The sequence below is a fragment of the Paraurantiacibacter namhicola genome (genome assembly GCF_001687545.1).
Lineage (GTDB): Bacteria > Pseudomonadota > Alphaproteobacteria > Sphingomonadales > Sphingomonadaceae > Paraurantiacibacter > Paraurantiacibacter namhicola.
Window position 1 is genome coordinate 2536682 of record NZ_CP016545.1, and the last position, 16859, is coordinate 2553540.

General features: G+C 65.8%; 17 protein-coding genes. 14 read left to right on the forward strand and 3 right to left on the reverse strand.

What is annotated here, in order from left to right; genetic code table 11:
• Positions 1–136 precede the first annotated feature (136 nt).
• Together A6F65_RS12355 and A6F65_RS12360 are read left to right on the forward strand one after the other, a co-directional pair.
• Complete coding sequence (locus tag A6F65_RS12355; protein WP_237164828.1) at positions 137–1324, forward strand: Ppx/GppA phosphatase family protein; 1188 nt, start codon at positions 137–139, stop codon at positions 1322–1324.
• On the forward strand, positions 1324–1989 hold the full coding sequence (locus tag A6F65_RS12360) for an RlmE family RNA methyltransferase (protein ID WP_067789423.1): 666 nt from the start codon (positions 1324–1326) through the stop codon (positions 1987–1989). The genes A6F65_RS12355 and A6F65_RS12360 overlap by 1 nt, the downstream gene beginning before the upstream one ends.
• An 88-nt stretch (positions 1990–2077) precedes the next feature.
• Here the strand turns inward: A6F65_RS12360 and A6F65_RS12365 are convergent, their stop codons facing one another.
• On the reverse strand, positions 2078–2785 hold the full coding sequence (locus A6F65_RS12365) for a c-type cytochrome (RefSeq protein WP_067789425.1): 708 nt from the start codon (positions 2783–2785) through the stop codon (positions 2078–2080).
• Between the two features lie 158 nt (positions 2786–2943).
• Between A6F65_RS12365 and A6F65_RS12370 the strand changes: the two genes are divergently transcribed.
• The 11 genes from A6F65_RS12370 to A6F65_RS12420 all read left to right on the forward strand — a co-directional run bounded on the left by A6F65_RS12370 (position 2944) and on the right by A6F65_RS12420 (position 13689).
• Positions 2944–3873 (forward strand): prephenate dehydratase, encoded by a 930-nt coding sequence (locus tag A6F65_RS12370; RefSeq protein ID WP_067790666.1) that lies wholly within the window; start codon positions 2944–2946, stop codon positions 3871–3873.
• Positions 3874–3939: 66 nt separating this feature from the next.
• The gene (locus A6F65_RS12375) at positions 3940–4641 is read left to right on the forward strand and encodes a hypothetical protein (protein WP_067790670.1); all 702 of its coding nucleotides are present in this window, start codon (positions 3940–3942) and stop codon (positions 4639–4641) included.
• Positions 4641–6086 carry a hypothetical protein gene (locus A6F65_RS12380; protein WP_067789427.1) on the forward strand — a complete coding sequence of 482 codons (1446 nt, stop codon included), beginning with the start codon at positions 4641–4643 and terminating at the stop codon, positions 6084–6086. The genes A6F65_RS12375 and A6F65_RS12380 overlap by 1 nt, the downstream gene beginning before the upstream one ends.
• Positions 6083–7045: an AAA family ATPase gene (locus A6F65_RS12385; RefSeq protein ID WP_418303108.1), complete on the forward strand. Its 963-nt coding sequence runs from the start codon at positions 6083–6085 to the stop codon at positions 7043–7045. The genes A6F65_RS12380 and A6F65_RS12385 overlap by 4 nt, the downstream gene beginning before the upstream one ends.
• 3 nt (positions 7046–7048) lie before the next feature.
• Positions 7049–8380, forward strand: a complete 1332-nt coding sequence (locus A6F65_RS12390; protein ID WP_067789434.1) for a DUF58 domain-containing protein — start codon at positions 7049–7051, stop codon at positions 8378–8380.
• Positions 8380–9432 carry a stage II sporulation protein M gene (locus A6F65_RS12395; RefSeq protein ID WP_067789437.1) on the forward strand — a complete coding sequence of 351 codons (1053 nt, stop codon included), beginning with the start codon at positions 8380–8382 and terminating at the stop codon, positions 9430–9432. Before A6F65_RS12390 ends, A6F65_RS12395 begins: the two co-directional genes overlap by 1 nt.
• Positions 9429–10331 (forward strand): RDD family protein, encoded by a 903-nt coding sequence (locus A6F65_RS12400; protein ID WP_067789440.1) that lies wholly within the window; start codon positions 9429–9431, stop codon positions 10329–10331. Before A6F65_RS12395 ends, A6F65_RS12400 begins: the two co-directional genes overlap by 4 nt.
• Positions 10328–10792, forward strand: a complete 465-nt coding sequence (locus A6F65_RS12405; RefSeq protein WP_067789442.1) for a GNAT family N-acetyltransferase — start codon at positions 10328–10330, stop codon at positions 10790–10792. The genes A6F65_RS12400 and A6F65_RS12405 overlap by 4 nt, the downstream gene beginning before the upstream one ends.
• Positions 10789–11727, forward strand: coding sequence for a class A beta-lactamase (gene bla, locus A6F65_RS12410; RefSeq protein WP_067789444.1), 939 nt, complete (start codon positions 10789–10791; stop codon positions 11725–11727). The genes A6F65_RS12405 and bla overlap by 4 nt, the downstream gene beginning before the upstream one ends.
• A 121-nt stretch (positions 11728–11848) precedes the next feature.
• On the forward strand, positions 11849–13078 hold the full coding sequence (locus tag A6F65_RS12415) for a mechanosensitive ion channel (RefSeq protein WP_237164829.1): 1230 nt from the start codon (positions 11849–11851) through the stop codon (positions 13076–13078).
• 68 nt (positions 13079–13146) lie between these two features.
• Positions 13147–13689 carry a GNAT family N-acetyltransferase gene (locus A6F65_RS12420; RefSeq protein ID WP_067789451.1) on the forward strand — a complete coding sequence of 181 codons (543 nt, stop codon included), beginning with the start codon at positions 13147–13149 and terminating at the stop codon, positions 13687–13689.
• Here the strand turns inward: A6F65_RS12420 and A6F65_RS12425 are convergent.
• A complete protein-coding gene (locus A6F65_RS12425; protein ID WP_067789454.1) occupies positions 13686–14108 on the reverse strand; it encodes a hypothetical protein in 423 nt (140 codons plus the stop codon). The genes A6F65_RS12420 and A6F65_RS12425 overlap by 4 nt on opposite strands.
• 191 nt (positions 14109–14299) lie before the next feature.
• Positions 14300–15301 (reverse strand): zinc transporter ZntB, encoded by a 1002-nt coding sequence (locus A6F65_RS12430; protein WP_067789456.1) that lies wholly within the window; start codon positions 15299–15301, stop codon positions 14300–14302.
• 169 nt (positions 15302–15470) lie between these two features.
• Between A6F65_RS12430 and A6F65_RS12435 the strand changes: the two genes are divergently transcribed.
• On the forward strand, positions 15471–16778 hold the full coding sequence (locus tag A6F65_RS12435; protein WP_067789459.1) for an OmpP1/FadL family transporter: 1308 nt from the start codon (positions 15471–15473) through the stop codon (positions 16776–16778).
• Positions 16779–16859: the final 81 nt, after the last annotated feature.

Below are 16859 nucleotides of genomic sequence, written 5' to 3' on the forward strand. Positions count from 1 at the left end.
AAGGTCCGCGCACTTAGGCAGGTGCGTGCGAGTCGTCAAGCGTGCTGGCGCGGCTGCCAGCGGCTCCTTGCCCCGTGCCGGTCCCTTCGCTAGCATCGCCGGCAGGTCCCCGCGCGGCATGCGCGGGTCGGAAAGAATGGAAAGATCGCGTATGGCGGAACATGATCCGCCGGACGGGCTGCCCAAGGCAGGCCGGAAGGACAAGAAGCGGCCGCCCGCTGCAAGGCCGGGCGTGGCCCAGGCCGATTCAGGCGCCGCCGACGGCAAGGCCCAGCCCGATGAGAGGCTCTGGCGCCGCCCGCCCCACAGCCATTACCGGCAGGCCTATGCCGCCATCGATCTTGGCACCAACAACTGCCGCCTGCTGATCGCCCGGCCCACGCAGGAAAACTTCGTGGTGATCGATGCGTTCAGCCGCGTGTGCCGGCTGGGCCAGGGCCTGGCGCAATCGGGCCGCTTGTCGGACGAGGCGATGGACCGCGCGGTCGGCGCGCTGAAGATCTGCGCCGACAAGCTGAAGCGGCGCAATGTCCACCTCGCCCGCTCCGTTGCGACCGAGGCCTGCCGCCGTGCCAGCAATGGCGAGGCGTTCATCGAGCGCGTGCAACGCGAAACCGGCATAAGGCTGGACATCATCTCCGCCGAGGAGGAAGCCCGCCTCGCCGTGCTGGGCTGCCACATCCTGCTGGAGGACGGGCTGGGGCCGGCCATGATCTTCGACATCGGCGGCGGATCGACCGAACTGGTGCTGATCGAACCGGGCGGCCCCGTGCCGCGCATCATCGACTGGCAGAGCGTTCCGTGGGGCGTCGTGTCCCTGACAGAGACCGTGGGCGCGGAAGCGGACAGCGATGACCGCGAAGCGCGGCTGGCCCGCTATGCCGAAATGCGGCGGCTGGTCGATGAAAGCTTTGCCGAATTTGCCGAGCGCATCGGCCCGCACCGCTCGCCCGACCTGCGCCTGCTTGGGACCAGTGGCACAGTAACAACGCTAGCCAGCGTCCACCTGGAGCTGCCTCAATACGATCGGCAGGCGGTGGACGGGCTGATCGTGCCGTCCATCAACATGCGCAATATCGCCGCTGAATTATCCCAGCTGGACGCGGACGGGCGCAGCGAGTTTCCCTGCATCGGGCGCGACCGGGCCGGCCTGGTGGTGGCCGGCTGCGCCATCCTGGAATCGATCCTGGACATCTGGCCCGCCCCACGGCTGGGCGTGGCCGACCGCGGCATTCGCGAAGGCATATTACGCTCCATGATGAGCGCCGACAGCGAAGGTGCGGCCAACCGGGCTGCGCTGAAGCGCGGAACGGAGAACATTTAATGTCAAGATCGGGCAAGGATGCCGACCGGCGCGTGCGCACCGGCAAGAAGCGTTCGGCCAGCTCCATCCGCTGGCTGGAGCGACAACTGAACGATCCTTACGCCAAGCAGGCGAAGGCCGAGGGCTATCGCAGCCGCGCGGCTTACAAGCTGCTGGGCCTGGACGAGAAATTCGGCCTGCTGCGCGGCGTGAAGCGCGTGGTCGACCTTGGCATCGCGCCGGGCGGCTGGGCTCAGGTGGTCCGCAAGACCATCCCGAAGGCTGGTATCGTGGGTATCGACCTGCTGGAAACGGACGCCATAGAGGGCGTGACCATCCTGCAGATGGACTTCATGGCGGACGAGGCACCTGCCGCGCTGGAAGCCGCGCTCGATGGTCCGCCCGACCTGGTGCTGAGCGACATGGCCGCCAACACGGTGGGCCACAAACAGACCGATCACCTGCGCACCATGGGGCTGGTGGAAGCCGCCGCGTGGTTTGCCGTGGAAACGCTTGAAGAAGGCGGCGCGTTCGTCGCCAAGGTTCTCGCTGGCGGGACGGACAAGGACTTGCTGACGCTGCTGAAACACCACTTCAAGACCGTGAAACACGCCAAGCCGCCCGCCAGCCGCAAGGGATCGAGCGAGTGGTATGTCGTGGCGCAGGGTTTCAAGGGCCGCGGCTGAGGCGGCGCGCTATCTTCACCGCAAACAAAAACGCCGCCCGGTGAGGGGCGGCGTCTTCATGGCCCGAAGGCCGTAAGCTTTCCGGCGATCAGTCGCCGATCTTGGCGCCGCCGCTGTTGCTGGCCGCTGCGCCGCTGCCCGGTACAGGCTGCGGGGCGCCCATGGCACCGGCTGCTTCGACGGAATTGGCTTCCGCGCCCTCGACGCCGCCGGGGCCTTCGCCTGCGCCGTCCACTTCACCTTCGGCCGGGGCGGCTTCTTCCGCTTCGGGTTCGGGCAGCGGCGGGCCGCCGCCATTGGCGCGCATATAAAGGATGACATTGGCGCGGTCTTCCGGCTTGGAAAGGCCGGCAAAGCTCATCTTCGTGCCGCTGGCAAAGCCATTGGGTGCCTTCAGCCAGGCGTCCATGTTCTCATAAGTCCAGTCGCCGCCATGGCCGGACAGAGCGGAGCTGTAAGCGAAGCCTGCCGCATGCTTGCCGATGGGCTTGCCCATGATGGCGTAGAGATTGGGGCCGATACCGGCCGCGCCGCCCTGCGCGATGGTGTGGCACGCGGTGCACTTGGCGAAAACGGCTTCGCCTGCATCGGCACTGCCGGTGGCCAGCAGCGTGGCGAGCGAGGGGCCCGCATCTTCTTCTTCGCCAGTGGAGACGCCTTCGATCGGATAACCGAACGTTTCTGGCGCTTCGCTGCTATCAGCGTGGAAAACGCGGGTGGAGATGGCGCTGAGGCCCAGCGCGACAACGCCGGAGAAAAGCACCCAGCCGAAAATGGTGTTTGTGCGATCGTTCATGAGACCAGCGATTCCGCCATTGCTTGTGTGAGCCTTAGTATTGCGCGCCGCTCTAGTATCGGGCGCGGCGCGGTGCAAGGGCGTAGCGCGATACGGGCGTGCAATGCGTGCAGCTTGTCCTTGCCGCCTTGGAACGCGGGCATTACCGCGCTGTTCCCATGTCGTCCGCTGCTTCATCCTTCGCTGCGCCCGCCCGCGCACTGGTCGCGACCATGTCACAGGCTGCGGCCGAAAGCCCCGATCGCGCGGTGGCATTCCAGGGTGCGCCCGGGGCCAATTCGCACCGCGCAGCGCTGGAGTGGGAGCCGGAATGCCTGCCGCTGCCCTGCTTCAGCTTCGAGGACGCGATGGATGCCGTGACCGCCGGCAAGTGCGGCAGCGCCATCATCCCGATCGAAAATTCGCAGCATGGCCGCGTGGCGGACATCCATTTCCTGCTGCCGGGCAGCGGGCTGAAGATCGTGGCCGAGCATTTCATGCCGATTACCCATGCCCTGATGGGTCTGGGCGATGGACCCTTCGAGGCGGCCTATTCCCATCCGCAGGCGCTGGGCCAGTCGCGCAATTTCCTGCGCGAGCGCGGGATCGTGCCGTTAAGCCATGCCGACACGGCAGGCGCGGCGGCCTATGTGGCGGAGCGCGGCGAGCCGCAATTTGCCGCCATCGCGCCCGCCCTGGCGGCAGATCTCTACGACTTGAAGATCGTGGAAGAGCGGGTGGAGGACGCAGCTGACAACACCACGCGCTTTGTCGTGCTGGCGCGCGAAGGCGTTGCGCCCGATGCCATCGATCCCGCGCAGGCGATGACCACCTTTGTCTTCAAGGTGAAGAATATTCCCGCCGCGCTGTACAAGGCGCTGGGCGGCTTCGCGACCAACGGCGTGAACATGACCAAGCTGGAAAGCTACCAGGACGGGGCGAATTTCTCGGCCACCATGTTCTATGCGGACATCATCGGCGCGCCGAAGGAATATGGCGGCGACCCCGCAGTCGATCGCGCATTGGAAGAACTGGCTTTCCACACGCGCGAAGTGCGCATGCTGGGCACTTATCCCCTCGCCCGCAGACGCGGCGCCATCGGCAGCTGACAGGAGACTCGATTTCGGGGGCAAGTTTGCTTGCGGCCCGTGCGCGTCCATGCCACCACCTCTGGTGTGACGACGGGATCGGGGTCAGCCATTGAAGACGGGGGCGCAGCGGAAGGCTTTTCCGATGCGTGGCGCGAAGTGCGCGCGGATGAGGCGATCCAGTTCGAACCGCTGCCCGAATATGTCGCCCCGCCCGATGTGGAACGCTGGTACGACCCCATCCTGCGCGCGATTGGGGATTTCTTCGCAGCCATCTTCAATTTCTTCGTGACCAACAGCACGCTGACCATCGTGCTGGCGACGATACTCGCTGCCGCATTTGCCGCCTGGCTGATCTGGAAAATCGTCATGCCGGCGATCGAGGATAGACGGGCGAGAGGCGATACCGAGACCGAAGCCGAACCAGCCTGGGTGCCGCAGCGCGGGGAAGCGCTGGCGCTGCTGGAAGATGCCGACCGGCTGGCGCTGGATGGCCGTTATGACGAGGCGACGCACCTGCTGCTGCTGCGCTCCGTCCGGCAGATTTCCGACGCGCGGCCCGGCAGCGTGGAGGCGTCCTCCACGGCCCGCGAAATTGCCGCCCTGCCCGCCCTCTCCGTCGCCGCACGGGCCGCCTTCGGCACGATCGCCGAACGGGTCGAACGCAGCTATTTCGCGCTGCGCAAGCTGACCTCCGACGATTGGCAGGCCGCGCGCGACGCTTATTCCGAATTCGCATTGGCCGATCCGATGGAAGCGGCCCCGCGCAAGCTGGCGGCGGCAGGCTGATGGCGCGCGGCGGCAATCCTTTCACCACGCGCAGCATCCTGGCGATGGTGCTGGTCGGCTCCGCCGCCTTCCTGCTGCTGCTTTATGCCATCGCGCGCGGCTGGGACGGATCGGACGAGCAGGCCGGCACGGCCCACGCCGCTGCCGACGGGCTGCAGGGCTTCTCTGCATTGGTAAAGCTGACGGAGGCGCGCGGTTACGATGCCGAATTGTCGCGCAGCGAATCGAAGTTCAATGACGATGCCCTGCTGGTCCTGACGCCGGAGGCTTTCTCCGACGGGGAGCGGCTGACACAGATCATAGAGGACCGCCGCTGGCGCGGTCCCACTATCGTGATCCTGCCGAAATGGTACGCCTTCCGCGCGTCCGGCCTGCCCGGGCAGGACGACCCGCCGAACGGATGGGTGCGGCTTTACGGCCAGATGGGCCCCGGCTGGCTGGAAGAGTTCGAAACCGCCCGCATCGAATTGTACGGCCGCTCCCCGGACGAAGAGGATACGCAGCGCGCGCTGATTGTCCGGCAGACCGAAGACGCCATGGATGAGGAGGAGGAGAGCGAGCCTGCGCCGCCAGGCTATTCCGGCTTCGGCATGGCAGGCACGCTGCCGCAATACCCTGCGCAGTGGATGAATTCTGCCGACCTTGTCCCGGTCATCGCCGATGACGAAGGGAGGATGCTGGTCGGATATTCGACAGATTCGGAGAACGAGGGACTGGACGCATTCGCACTTGCTGCCAGCGCCGAGGCTGCGCGTGAAACAGAGCCCGAAGATCGGGCCGGCGAGACCGCCACCGCACCACCGGACATCGTGGTAACGACAGACGAATATTATTACGACGATGACGAGGCATTCTATCCCGTCGTCATCGTGGCTGAGCCGGACCTGCTCAACAATTATGGGCTGGCAGACGAGGACCGCGCGCGCGCCGCCATGGCGCTGATCGATGCCACGGTAGACGGAGCGGATATCCCCATCGTCTTCGACATGGTCGTGCCGGGATACGGGCAGGCGGACAATTTGCTGACCATGGCTTTCACGCCGCCTTTCCTGGCCGCGACCCTGTGCCTGCTGCTGGCAGCGCTGGTGATCGGCTGGCGAGCCTTCCGCCGCTATGGTCCGCCCATGCTGGCAGGCGATGCGACGACGCTGGGCAAGTCGCAGCTGGTCGGCAATGGCGCTGCCCTGCTCGAGCGTACGCGGCGCTTCCACCTGCTGGGCGATCCCTACGCCAATCTGATGGGCGCCCGCATCGCCCGCGCGCTGGGCATCCGCACGGCGCAGCCGGAGGCGCGCGCGCAGGCGATCGAGACGGCGCTGGCCCGCCGGGCACCGGGTATGAGCTTTATCGAGGCGGCAAATTTCATGAGATCTGCCGACAATCCACGCGAATTGCTGCGCGGTGCACGCGCATTGAAAGACATCGAAAGGACAATCAGGCGATGACCATGACACTGGACGAGACGCGCCAGATGGCGGACGCGATCCGGGCCGAGATCGGCAAGGCTATCGTGGGACAGGAAGACACGGTGGAACACCTGCTGGTGGCACTGGTGGCCCGCGGCCACGTGCTGCTGGAAGGCGCTCCGGGCACGGCCAAGACCTTCCTCGCCCAGTGCTTCGCCCGCGCCACGGGCATGGACTTTGGCCGTATCCAGTTCACGCCGGACCTGCTGCCGGGCGACATCCTCGGCTCCAACCTGTTCAACTTCCAGACCAGCCAATTCACCCTGACGCGCGGCGCCGTGTTCACCGAACTGCTGCTGGCGGACGAGATCAACCGCACGCCGCCCAAGACGCAGGCCGCCCTGCTGGAAGCGATGCAGGAACGCCGCGTCACGCTGGATGGCGAAAGCCACGACCTGCCCGAACGCTTCATGGTGGTGGCCACCCAGAACCCCATCGAGAACCAGGGCGTGTATCCCCTGCCCGAAGCGCAGCTGGACCGGTTCCTGTTCAAGCTGCTGGTCCCTTACCCCTCTGCCGAGGAGGAAGCCGCCATTGTCAGCCGCTTCGCGCAGCGCAGCGGCATGCCGAAGCCCGAAGATCACGGCGTGACGCAGGTGGCCGATGCCAAGCGGATCGGCGAGGCGCAGGATGCCATTGCCGAAGTCACCATCGCGCAGGAAGTCATCGACTATGCCGTGGGCCTGGTGCGCGCGACGCGCGAGAATGCGGACCTTTCCGCCGGTGCCAGCCCGCGCGCCGCCGTGCTGCTGGCCAATGCCGGGCGCGCCCGCGCCGCGCTGCAGGGCCGCGATTACGTGTTGCCGGACGATGTGAAGGCGCTGGCCACCAATGTCCTGCGCCACCGCCTGCTGCTGAGCCCCGCTGCAGAGATCGAAGGGCGCCAGGTCGAACAGCTGGTCGAAGGCATGATCGAAGAGGTCGAGGCACCCCGCTAAGCCATGCGCGCGCCTTTCGTCCCTACCGGCCTGACCCTGGGCCTGATCGTGCTGGCAGCGCCGGCCGCAGTGCTCGTGGCCGCGCTCGCCCCGCAGGCATGGACGGCCGTGCCCATGGCCGCCGTGGTGCTGCTGGCGCTGGCCGCGCTGGACGCCTTCCTGGCCGGGCCGCTGCGGGAATGGCACATGCACCTGCCGGACGATGCCGAGGTGGGGCAGGACCTGGCCCTCGCCGTCTCTGCACGCATCGGCGCGCGCGCACCAATCGGCGCGCCGGAGACTTCCGTGGCGGTGGATGCCAGGCTGGATGACAGCGGCTCCGTCGGCGGGCAGATGGAGCGCGCCGGTGAAGGTGACGCTTGGGAAACGTCGCTGGCCTTGTCACCGTCGCAGCGCGGCGTCGCACCGGTGGAGGCGATCTGGATCCGCTGGCGCGGCCCGCTCGGCCTGGCGCACCGCCAGTTCCGCTCCGCGCTGGAAGACCGCGAGGTGCGGATCTGGCCGGACCTCTCGCCCGTCCGCAGCCCGCTGCTGCAGACCTATCTGCGCGATGCGCAGTTCGGCCTGGTGGCCAAGCGCATCCGCGGTGACGGGACGCAGTTCGAAAGCCTGACCGAGTACGAACCCGGCATGGACCGGCGCCGGATCGACTGGAATGCCAGCGCCCGCCACGTGCAGCTGCTGGCGCGCGAGAACGAGGCGGAGCGCGACAACCAGATTGTCTTCGCCTTCGATTGCGGCGCGGCGATGAGCGAAGATCTGGAAGGCCTCCCGCGCCTTGACCGGGCCATCACCGCGGCGCTGACCAGCGCCTATGTCGCGCTGAAGGGCGGTGACCGCGTGTCGCTGTTCGGCTTCGACGCACGGCCGCAGCTCTCCACGCCCTTCGTGACCGACCCGCGCCATTTCCACCGCCTGCAGCAGGCCGCAGCCCAGCTCGACTACTCGGCCGGGGAGCCGAATTACACGCTGGCGCTTGCCACGCTCGCGGCAAACCTGAAACGCCGCAGCCTGGTGGTGCTGTTCTCCGACTTTTCGGACTCCACCAGCGCGGAAATGATGGTGGAAAGCGTGGAGCGGCTGGTGCGCCGCCACGTGGTGCTGTTCGTGGCGATGGAGGATGCGGAGCTGGAAGGCTTCTCCGGCGCGGAGCCGGATACCGTCGGCGATGTGGCAGGCGCGGTGACGGCTGACAGCCTCGCCCGGCAGCGCGCCATCGTGCTCACACGCCTGCGGCACCTGGGCGTGGACGTGATCGAGGCGCCGTATCATGCGATCACCTACGCGCTGCTCGATCGTTACATGGCGACCAAGCGGCGGGAGCTCATCGGCTGATGGCGCTTCCGACCCTCCCCTTCTTCCGCAAGGCAGAGCCGCCCGAAATGCCGGCCATCGAGGCCGCCAGCCTGCGCTCCGACCGGTTCCGGCTGGAACGCCAGACCGATTGGGAGCGGCTGGAGGCCATTGTCACCCGGCTGGAGAAGAACCGCCCCGGCGGCATATCGGATGCAGACCTGCTGGACCTGCCGGTGCTGTACCGGCAGGCCGCGTCGAGCCTGGCCGTGGCGCGCGAGACCACGCTGGATGCCGCCACGCTGGCTTACCTGGAGAGCCTTGTCCGGCGGGCGTGGTTCCAGGTGCATGGGCCGCGCGTGGGCCTGTTCGGCTGGCTGCGGCAATTCTTCGGCGGCGGGTGGAGCGCGGCCGTGCGCGCCCTGTGGCTGGAGACCTGTATCGCCCTCGCCGTGATGGTGGTGGGCACGCTGGTCGGTTACTTCCTCGTCGCGCGCAATTCGGACTGGTATTATTCGCTCGTCCCCGGGCAGTTCGCGGACCAGCGTCGCCCTGGCGCCAGCCGGGAAGATCTGCTGGCGACCCTGGCCACGGAAGAAAGTGCGAATGGGCTCGGCGTTTTTGCCGCCAGCCTGTTTTCCAACAATGCGGGCGTGGCGATCATGGCCTTTGCGCTGGGCTTCTGCTTTGGCGTGCCGACCGTCCTGCTGCTGGTGTACAATACCGCGCTACTGGGCGCGATGTGGTGGGTATTCCAGCAGGGCGGACTTCCGGTGGAATTCACCGCATGGCTATTCGTGCACGGCTCCACCGAATTCTACGCCATCCTGCTTTCGGGCGCGGCGGGCTTGCATGTCGGGCGTAGCATGACCTTCCCCGGCGACCGCTCCGTGATGCAGGCGCTGTCAGAGAGCGGCAGGCGCGCAGCGGTGGTGATGGCAGGCGTCGTCATCATGATGGTGCTGGCCGGGCTGCTGGAAGCCTATCCGCGCCAGCTGGTGGGATCGGTGGAGGGCCGCTTTGCCGTGGGCGGCGGCATGCTCACCTTCTGGCTGGTGTATTTCTACCTCTTCCGGCGGAGGGCCGCGTCATGAGTGCGATGGCCCTGAAACGCGATGCTTCAGCGGCGAAGCGCCAGCGCACGATGCTGACGCCGGAGGGGATTGCGCTGCCCGTCATGCTGGCGAGCCGCGGGGCGCGGGCTGGTGCGCTGCTGCTGGACCTTGCGCTGCTCTTCACTATCATGATCGCGGCACTCATCATCGCTTCGATCTTCTTCGGCGGACTGGGTTTCCTGGAAACGCCGCCACCGGCTATTGAATTCCTGCTGGTCGTGGCGATCCTGTTCTTCTTCCTGCTGCGCTATGGATATTTCCTGTTCTTCGAACTGGGGCCGCGCGGCGCGACGCCGGGCAAGCGGGCACTGGGGATACGGGTGGCCGCACGCGGGGGCCGCACCGGGGGCAAGCTGACCGCAGAAGCGGTGCTGGCGCGAAACCTGATGCGCGATGCGGAGGTTTTCCTGCCGACCACTTTCCTCTTGGGCGGAGGCGCTTCCGAAGGGGCAATGGGCGGCGCGACCTTCGTCTGGCTGGCCGTGTTCGTGCTGTTCCCCTTCTTCAACCGCGACAATCTTCGCGCGGGCGACCTTGTGGCGGGGACCTGGGTGGTGGAGGCTCCGCGCGCAAAGCTGGAGGAGGCGCTAAGCCTGCGCATCGATGCAGAGGCCCAGCCCGAACTGCACAATTACCGCTTCGGCGAAGCGGAGCTTTCGATTTACGGCGAGCACGAATTGCAGGTGCTGGAACGCGTGCTGCGCGAAGACCGCCCGGAGGCGCTGCGCGAGGTGATGGAAGCCATCTGCCGCAAGCTCGGCTGGGAAGCGGGCAGCGGCGACGAGCGCGCCTTCCTGGAAGCCTTCTACGCAGCGCTGCGCGCGCACCTGGAACAGGGCATGCGCTTCGGCAAGCGCAAGGCGGACAAGTTCGCTTGAGCGCGCTGGCCTTCCGCCGCGACGACCTGACGGCGGACGCCGTGCTGGCGCTGCTGCAATTGCACCTCGATGAAATGCATCGCTGGTCGCCCGCCTGCAAAGTCCACGCCATGCCGGCCGAGCGGCTGCGAGAGCCGGACGTGACATTCTACAGCGGCTGGGACGGCAGCGAGCTGGCCGTGGTGGGCGCGTTGAAGGATCTTGGCGACAAATGCGGCGAACTCAAGAGCATGCGGGCAGCTCCGGATTTTCGCGGCACCGGTGCGGGCCGCGCAATGCTGGACTTCCTGCTGGCAGAGGCGCAGGCCCGGGGCATGAACTGGATCGGACTGGAAACCGGACGACCGGCAGAGTTTGCCGCCGCCCACCGGCTCTATGCGGCAAACGGCTTTGCCGAATGCGAGCCCTTCGGCGATTACGTGTCCGACGAATTCAGCATGTGCATGGCGCGCGCGCTATGATCGCCGACCGCCGCACTGTCCTCGCATCCGGCACCGCAATGCTGGCGCTGGCTGCGTGCCGTGACAATGCCACCGCCGATGCGTCACCGCCGGCCGGGCGCCCGGCTTTCGACGTGGCTGTAGAGATTGCCGCGCTGGAGCAGACCTCGGGCGGCACGCTGGGCGCATGCCTGCTCGATACGGCGAGTGGCGCGCTCCTTGGCCACCGGCTGGATGAGCGTTTCGGCCATTGCTCCAGCTTCAAGACGTCGCTCGCGGCCATGGTGCTGGCGGGGGCGGACAATGGGACGCTGGACCTGTCCGAACAGATGGCCTGGGAAGAGACGGCGATGCTCGGCAATTCGCCCTTCACCATGGACAGGCTGGGCACTGGCGCGACGCTGGCAGAACTGGCCCGCGCGGTGCAGGTCGCCTCGGACAATACGGCGGCGAATGTGCTGCTTGGCAGGCTTGGCGGGCCGGAAGCTGTAACCGCCTTTTGGCGCGAACTGGGGGACGAGACGAGCCGGCTGGACCGCACCGAGCCGCAGCTCAACAACGCGCCGGCAGGCGACCCGCGCGATACGACCACCCCGCGGGCAATGGCTCAGACGCTGGCGAAGATTGCGACCGGCGATGTGCTGGCGCCCGAAAGCCGCGCCACCTTGCTCGGCTGGATGGCGGAGACGACCACCGGGACCCGGCGTATCCGGGCGGGCCTCCCCGAGGTCTGGCAGGCCGCCAACAAGACCGGCACGTCCCTGTGGCCGGGCATTGGCAGCCTCTATGTCGACATCGCGGTGCTTACCCCGTCCGGGGCCACACCGCTCGTCCTGACAGGCTATTTCCGCGCAAACGAAACGCATGAAGGCGTGCAGCCGGAGGGCGAGGCCGTGCTGGCAAGGCTCGGCCGCATCGCCGCGCGCTGGCATGAATTCCACAGCGCAGGCCGATAAATTGGCTTTATCCCTCCCGAACTGTTAGATTTTCCCGGAAGCTGCGAGGGTCGCACCCGCGAACCCGCCAGAAGCAGCCAAGAAAGCGCGCGGACAACGCCCGCAAATCAGGGGAGTGAAAATGGGAAACATGCAATTTGACCAGGAACTGGCGATGGAGGTGCTGGTCAAGATCGGCTGGGCCGTCGCTATCCTCATCGCCACATGGCTACTCGCCAAGGGCGCGAAATGGGCCTTTGCCAAGCTGGTGGACAACGTCGCCTTCCTGCGGCGCGATACCTCCAGCGGCAGCACGCTGGGTGAATCGCTTGGCAAGATCGTCGGCCTGCTGATCTGGCTGATCGGCCTGCTCGGCATCCTGCAGGTATTCGAACTCAACGCCATTGCCGGACCAATCGACACGCTGCTGACCAATGTCATGGACTTCGTGCCCAATCTGCTGGGCGCGGGCCTGATGCTGTTCGTTGGCCTGATGGTCGCCAAGATCGTCAGGGACCTGGTCGTGACGATCCTCCAGACGCTGGACCTCGATCGCTGGGCAAACCGCGGCGGCATGGAAACGGTGACCGGCAATTCGGCCATCAGCAAGACCATCGGCACGATCGTCTATGCGCTGATCGCCCTGCTCGTTGGCATCGCGGCTCTCAACATCCTGAATATCGAGAGCATCTCCGCACCTGCCAGCAACATGCTGCAGCTGATCTTCGATGCCATCCCGCGCATCATCGCTGCCGCCATCCTGCTGGGCATCGGCTATGTCATCAGCAAGTTCGTGGTGAACATCCTGAAGGAGCTGATGAGCGGCTTCGGCGTGGACCGTTCGCTGTCCGAAAGCGGGCTGCTGCCTGACGGCACGCACGCCTCCAGCATCATTGCCCGCGTCGCGCAGATTGCGATCATCCTGTTCTTCGCGATTGCTGCCACCCGGTTGCTGGCCTTCCCGGAACTGACCGCCATCCTCAACGAGGTCCTGGCGCTCGGCAGCCGGGTGATCTTCGGCGCCGTGGTTATCGGCTTCGGCTTCCTGATCGCCAACATGCTGGCGCGCGTGCTTTCCGGCACGGACGGCACCAGCACGGCGGCGACGATCGTGAAATGGGCGACCATCGTGCTGTTCACCTTCATGGGGCTCAGCTTCACGGGTGTGGGCGAGATCATCACCGAGACGGCCTTCAGCGCCATCGTGATCGGCGGCGCCGTTGCAGGGGCCCTGGCCTTCGGCCTCGGCGGACGCGAGTGGGCCGGTCGCCAGCTGGAAAAGTGGGAAGCCGGCAGCGGCGCCACGCCGGCCCCTACGGCGACCCGCTCCACGAAAGTGAAGAAGGATGATCCGCTGCCCCCGGGCGCGTGATCGGCCAATTGAAAGACGCTGGTCGAAGGGCGCTATTGCCCATCGACCAGAAGCAATAGGGGCGCGGGATGGCTACCATCCTGCGCCCCGCTTGCATCGAGGATGCCGAAACCCTCGCCCCGTTTGCGCGCGCCGCATTCGATGCGAAGTTCGGCCACCTGTACGATCCGGAAGACCTGGCGAGCTTCTTCGCACAGGCCCGCTCCATCGACGCTTATCGCGGCGAGATCGCGCGCGACAATTCGCGGGTAATGCTGGCCGAACGTGACGGCGCATTGCTGGCCTACAGCGTCACACACCTTGGCGAAGGATTTGCCGAACGGCCACAGCCGCACCCGGCCCGCCCCGCCACATTAAGCCAGCTATACTGCGCGGCCGACGCAACCGGCATGGGCCTGGGTTCGCGCCTGCTGGCGGATGCTGTCACCGCGGCACATGAATGGGGCGCCGATGCCGTGCAGCTGTCCGTCTTCAGCGAGAACACGGGGGCTCAGCGCTTCTACCAGCGGCATGGCTTCACCCATGTCGCGGATATCGACTTCTGGGTCGGCAAGCACCGCGATGATGAATGGCTGTTCGAGCTCGGCCTGCCGGGTCGGAACCGCGGCTAGGAAATCGCGACCAAGGTCTGCTGGCTCACCTGCCAACCTCCATCCACCGGCGTTGCAACGCTTTCCCATGCGTGGGAGCCCAGGTTCCCGTAGATATGCACGAGCACGAGCAGGCGGCTGCCATCGCCCCGCTGCTGCTTGACCCACACATGATACCACTGCGCCTGCTCCCCGCCCCGTGCGATGACAGGGCGCGTGTCCATCACGCATTGCGACGCGGGATAGGCCGCATGAAGCGGCGGCGTGAGGCGCGCGATCAGCTCGGCCGGCGGATCGTAAGCGGTATTGCTGCCGGGATCGCGCCCGATGGATACGCACAGCGCCATGCCATCGGGCGGATTGGCCACACCCAAAAGGACACGGAAAGCCAGCCGATACATGGCGGCATCGTTGGCAGAGACGGATTTCTCGTCCGCCACCGCGAGCGGAAGGGACCGAAGCTTTTTAGGAGGAGGAGGGATGGAAATCGGCGGCGGGATGTCCCCCTGCGCGCTTGGCCCACTATCGCTCGCAGCTGGCTCCGCAGCCTCTGGCCCCGCACTCTGCGGTTCATCCATCGTCGCCGTACAGGACGCGAGCAGGACAAGTGACCCGCAGGCAATCCATCTTCTCACAACCATCGCCATCTCCAGAACAGCAGCAGCTGGCCAAGGAACACCAGCCCGCACAGCCCGACAACGATCCAGAACGCATCCTGGTCCTCCACGCCGGGTATGCCGCCCACATTGATGCCCAGCAGCCCGGTCAGGAAGCCGAGCGGCAGGAACACCGCAGCGACCACTGTCAGGACGTAATTGGTGCGCTCGCTGCGTGCCAGTGCGCGGGCGCGCAATTCGTCCTGCAGCACGACGGCGCTTTCCTTGCTGACATCGATATCATCGAGATACCGCCGCAGCCGGTCGATACTTTCGGCGATTTCGCGCCGGTCGTGGTCTTCGAACCATGCAGGGGCGTCGCGTGCTATGGCTTCCAGTGCCACGTGCTGCGGTCCCATATGGCGTTTAAGGCCCAGGCAGTTGCGGCGAATGTCGCTGATCTTGTCGAGCAGCTCCTCCGCATTGTCATCCGGGTCTGCCGCTTCGCAGTCGTCGATGAAATCGTTCATGTCGACAATCGCCTGGTTCATCCGGGCAATCATCAATTCGGTCAGGTGCGTAATCAGCGCGCCAGCATCGGTCGGCCCGCGCCCCGCGTCGATCTTGGCCAGCACATCGCGCGGGGTCTGCAGCTTCAGTCGGCGCAGCGTCACCAGCCGCGCGCCGTCGCACCACAGCTGCATGCTGACCATGTCTTCTGGTTCCGCACCGGGGTTGAAGTTGATGCCGCGCAGCGTTCCGACCAGCGTCCCGCCCTCGCGGAAAGCCCGCGGCCGGCTGGCATTGCTGACCAGGAGTTCGGCCGTCGGCTCGGGCACCTTGCGAACCTCTTCGAACCACTCCTGCACACCGGGCCGGTTGCGGCACAGATGCACCCACAGCACCTCGCCTTCGGCCTGCGGCTCCCACCGGCTGGCTTCGTCCCATGTGATCGGCCTGGCGCCGCCCTTGCCATCGAGCACGCGCCCGAAAAGCATCGGGCCGTCCAGTTCCAGCGCATCCTGCGGATTTATCATGGCGCAAGGCATAGGTGACGAATGCGGCCTCGTCACCGCTTCGATTAAGGCCTCACTTGATCCGGAATGGACACACTTTTGTCATGTTAACCGAAAAAGAGGTCTGAAAACTTGGCAATCTTCAAAAGCAGTGTTGGAAATCTTTACACTTTTGGGCGAAACAGCATGCATGGAAAAGCCAACCTCTTTCGCCGTGCGGATTGCCGCGGCCGCTGCCCTGTTCTCGGTCCATGCGCCGGCAATGGCGGGCGGGTATTACATCCAGGAACAATCGGCCAAGGAAACGGGCCGCGCCTATTCGGGTGATGCCGCCGCTGCGGACAGCGCGGCGACGGTGTTCTTCAACCCTGCCGCGATGACCGAGCTGGAAGGGCTGAACCTGGACGCGAACGTGCATGCCATCTTCGTGACCACCAACCATGAAAACCGCGGCAGCTTCCGCACCGTGCCCGGCAGCGCGTCCACGCCCGGCATCACTGGCAATGGCGGCGGCACACCGTTCCCGCAGCCACTGGTCGTGCCGTCATCCTATGCCAGCTACCAGGTCGACGACCGGCTATGGCTCGGCCTGGCCGTATTCAGCCCTTATGGCCTGATGGCGGAATACGATGAGGATTTTTTCGGCCGGTACGATTCCCGGCGGTCCGAACTCTTCACCCTGAACGTGCAGCCCAGCGTGGCCTACAAGCTCAGTGACAATGTCTCGATCGGCGGCGGGGTGGATATCCAGTATGCGAAGGTCCACCTGACCAGCGCAGTGCCCGGTTTCTTGCCCGGCGATCCTGACGGGTTCCTCGATGTGACGGGTGACGACATTTCCATGTCGTGGAATGCCGGCATTTTCCTGAAGTCAGGCGCGCTGCGCGCAGGCCTGCATTACCGCAACGAAATGAAGCACGAGCTGGAAGGCGATTTCGTCGTCACCGGGCTGACCGGGCCACTGGCGGGCGCGAATGTCGCCACCAGCGTCGATGCCGACCTGAACCTGCCGGATATTGCGACGCTCAGCCTGGCCTACGACAATGGCGGACCGGGCCGTCTTTATGCCACTGCGCGCTGGTATGACTGGAGCGATTTCGAGGAAATCCGGCTCGAACCACTCGGTCTCGACGACGCGGTGAACACCCAGAACTACAAGGACAGCTGGTCTGTCGCAGTCGGCGGCGAATACGATGTTTCGGAACGCCTGACGCTTCGCACCGGGACGATGTTCGATGCCACGCCAACACAGGATGGCTTCCGAACCACGCGTGTTCCGGACGGCGACCGCACCTGGCTGAGCGCGGGCGCGACTTACAAGCTGACCGATCACATGGAAGTGAATTTGGCATACGCACATATCTGGATGGAATCCGGCCCCATTACGCGTACCGAAACTTTCTTCGACGGGACCCCGGCAGTTTTCACCACGGACACCCGCAGCCGCACGGGCGGCAATATCGACATGGTGTCCATCGGGGTCAGCAGCCGCTTCTGATTGCAAGCGTCGGCAGCGCGTATCGGCGCGCTGTCATTGCCCCTTCATGCAGCGCGGCCTATATGCACGGCCATGTCCGCT

What these genes read in the sequence shown, in the direction of transcription:
- A6F65_RS12355 (WP_237164828.1), top strand. Translation starts at nt 137, where the DNA reads ATGGAAAGATCGCGTATGGCGGAACATGATCCGCCGGACGGGCTGCCC.
- A6F65_RS12360 (WP_067789423.1), top strand. Translation starts at nt 1,324, where the DNA reads ATGTCAAGATCGGGCAAGGATGCCGACCGGCGCGTGCGCACCGGCAAG.
- A6F65_RS12365 (WP_067789425.1), bottom strand. Translation starts at nt 2,785, where the DNA reads ATGAACGATCGCACAAACACCATTTTCGGCTGGGTGCTTTTCTCCGGC.
- A6F65_RS12370 (WP_067790666.1), top strand. Translation starts at nt 2,944, where the DNA reads ATGTCGTCCGCTGCTTCATCCTTCGCTGCGCCCGCCCGCGCACTGGTC.
- A6F65_RS12380 (WP_067789427.1), top strand. Translation starts at nt 4,641, where the DNA reads ATGGCGCGCGGCGGCAATCCTTTCACCACGCGCAGCATCCTGGCGATG.
- A6F65_RS12385 (WP_418303108.1), top strand. Translation starts at nt 6,083, where the DNA reads ATGACCATGACACTGGACGAGACGCGCCAGATGGCGGACGCGATCCGG.
- A6F65_RS12390 (WP_067789434.1), top strand. Translation starts at nt 7,049, where the DNA reads ATGCGCGCGCCTTTCGTCCCTACCGGCCTGACCCTGGGCCTGATCGTG.
- A6F65_RS12395 (WP_067789437.1), top strand. Translation starts at nt 8,380, where the DNA reads ATGGCGCTTCCGACCCTCCCCTTCTTCCGCAAGGCAGAGCCGCCCGAA.
- A6F65_RS12400 (WP_067789440.1), top strand. Translation starts at nt 9,429, where the DNA reads ATGAGTGCGATGGCCCTGAAACGCGATGCTTCAGCGGCGAAGCGCCAG.
- bla (WP_067789444.1), top strand. Translation starts at nt 10,789, where the DNA reads ATGATCGCCGACCGCCGCACTGTCCTCGCATCCGGCACCGCAATGCTG.
- A6F65_RS12415 (WP_237164829.1), top strand. Translation starts at nt 11,849, where the DNA reads ATGGGAAACATGCAATTTGACCAGGAACTGGCGATGGAGGTGCTGGTC.
- A6F65_RS12420 (WP_067789451.1), top strand. Translation starts at nt 13,147, where the DNA reads ATGGCTACCATCCTGCGCCCCGCTTGCATCGAGGATGCCGAAACCCTC.
- A6F65_RS12430 (WP_067789456.1), bottom strand. Translation starts at nt 15,301, where the DNA reads ATGATAAATCCGCAGGATGCGCTGGAACTGGACGGCCCGATGCTTTTC.
- A6F65_RS12435 (WP_067789459.1), top strand. Translation starts at nt 15,471, where the DNA reads ATGGAAAAGCCAACCTCTTTCGCCGTGCGGATTGCCGCGGCCGCTGCC.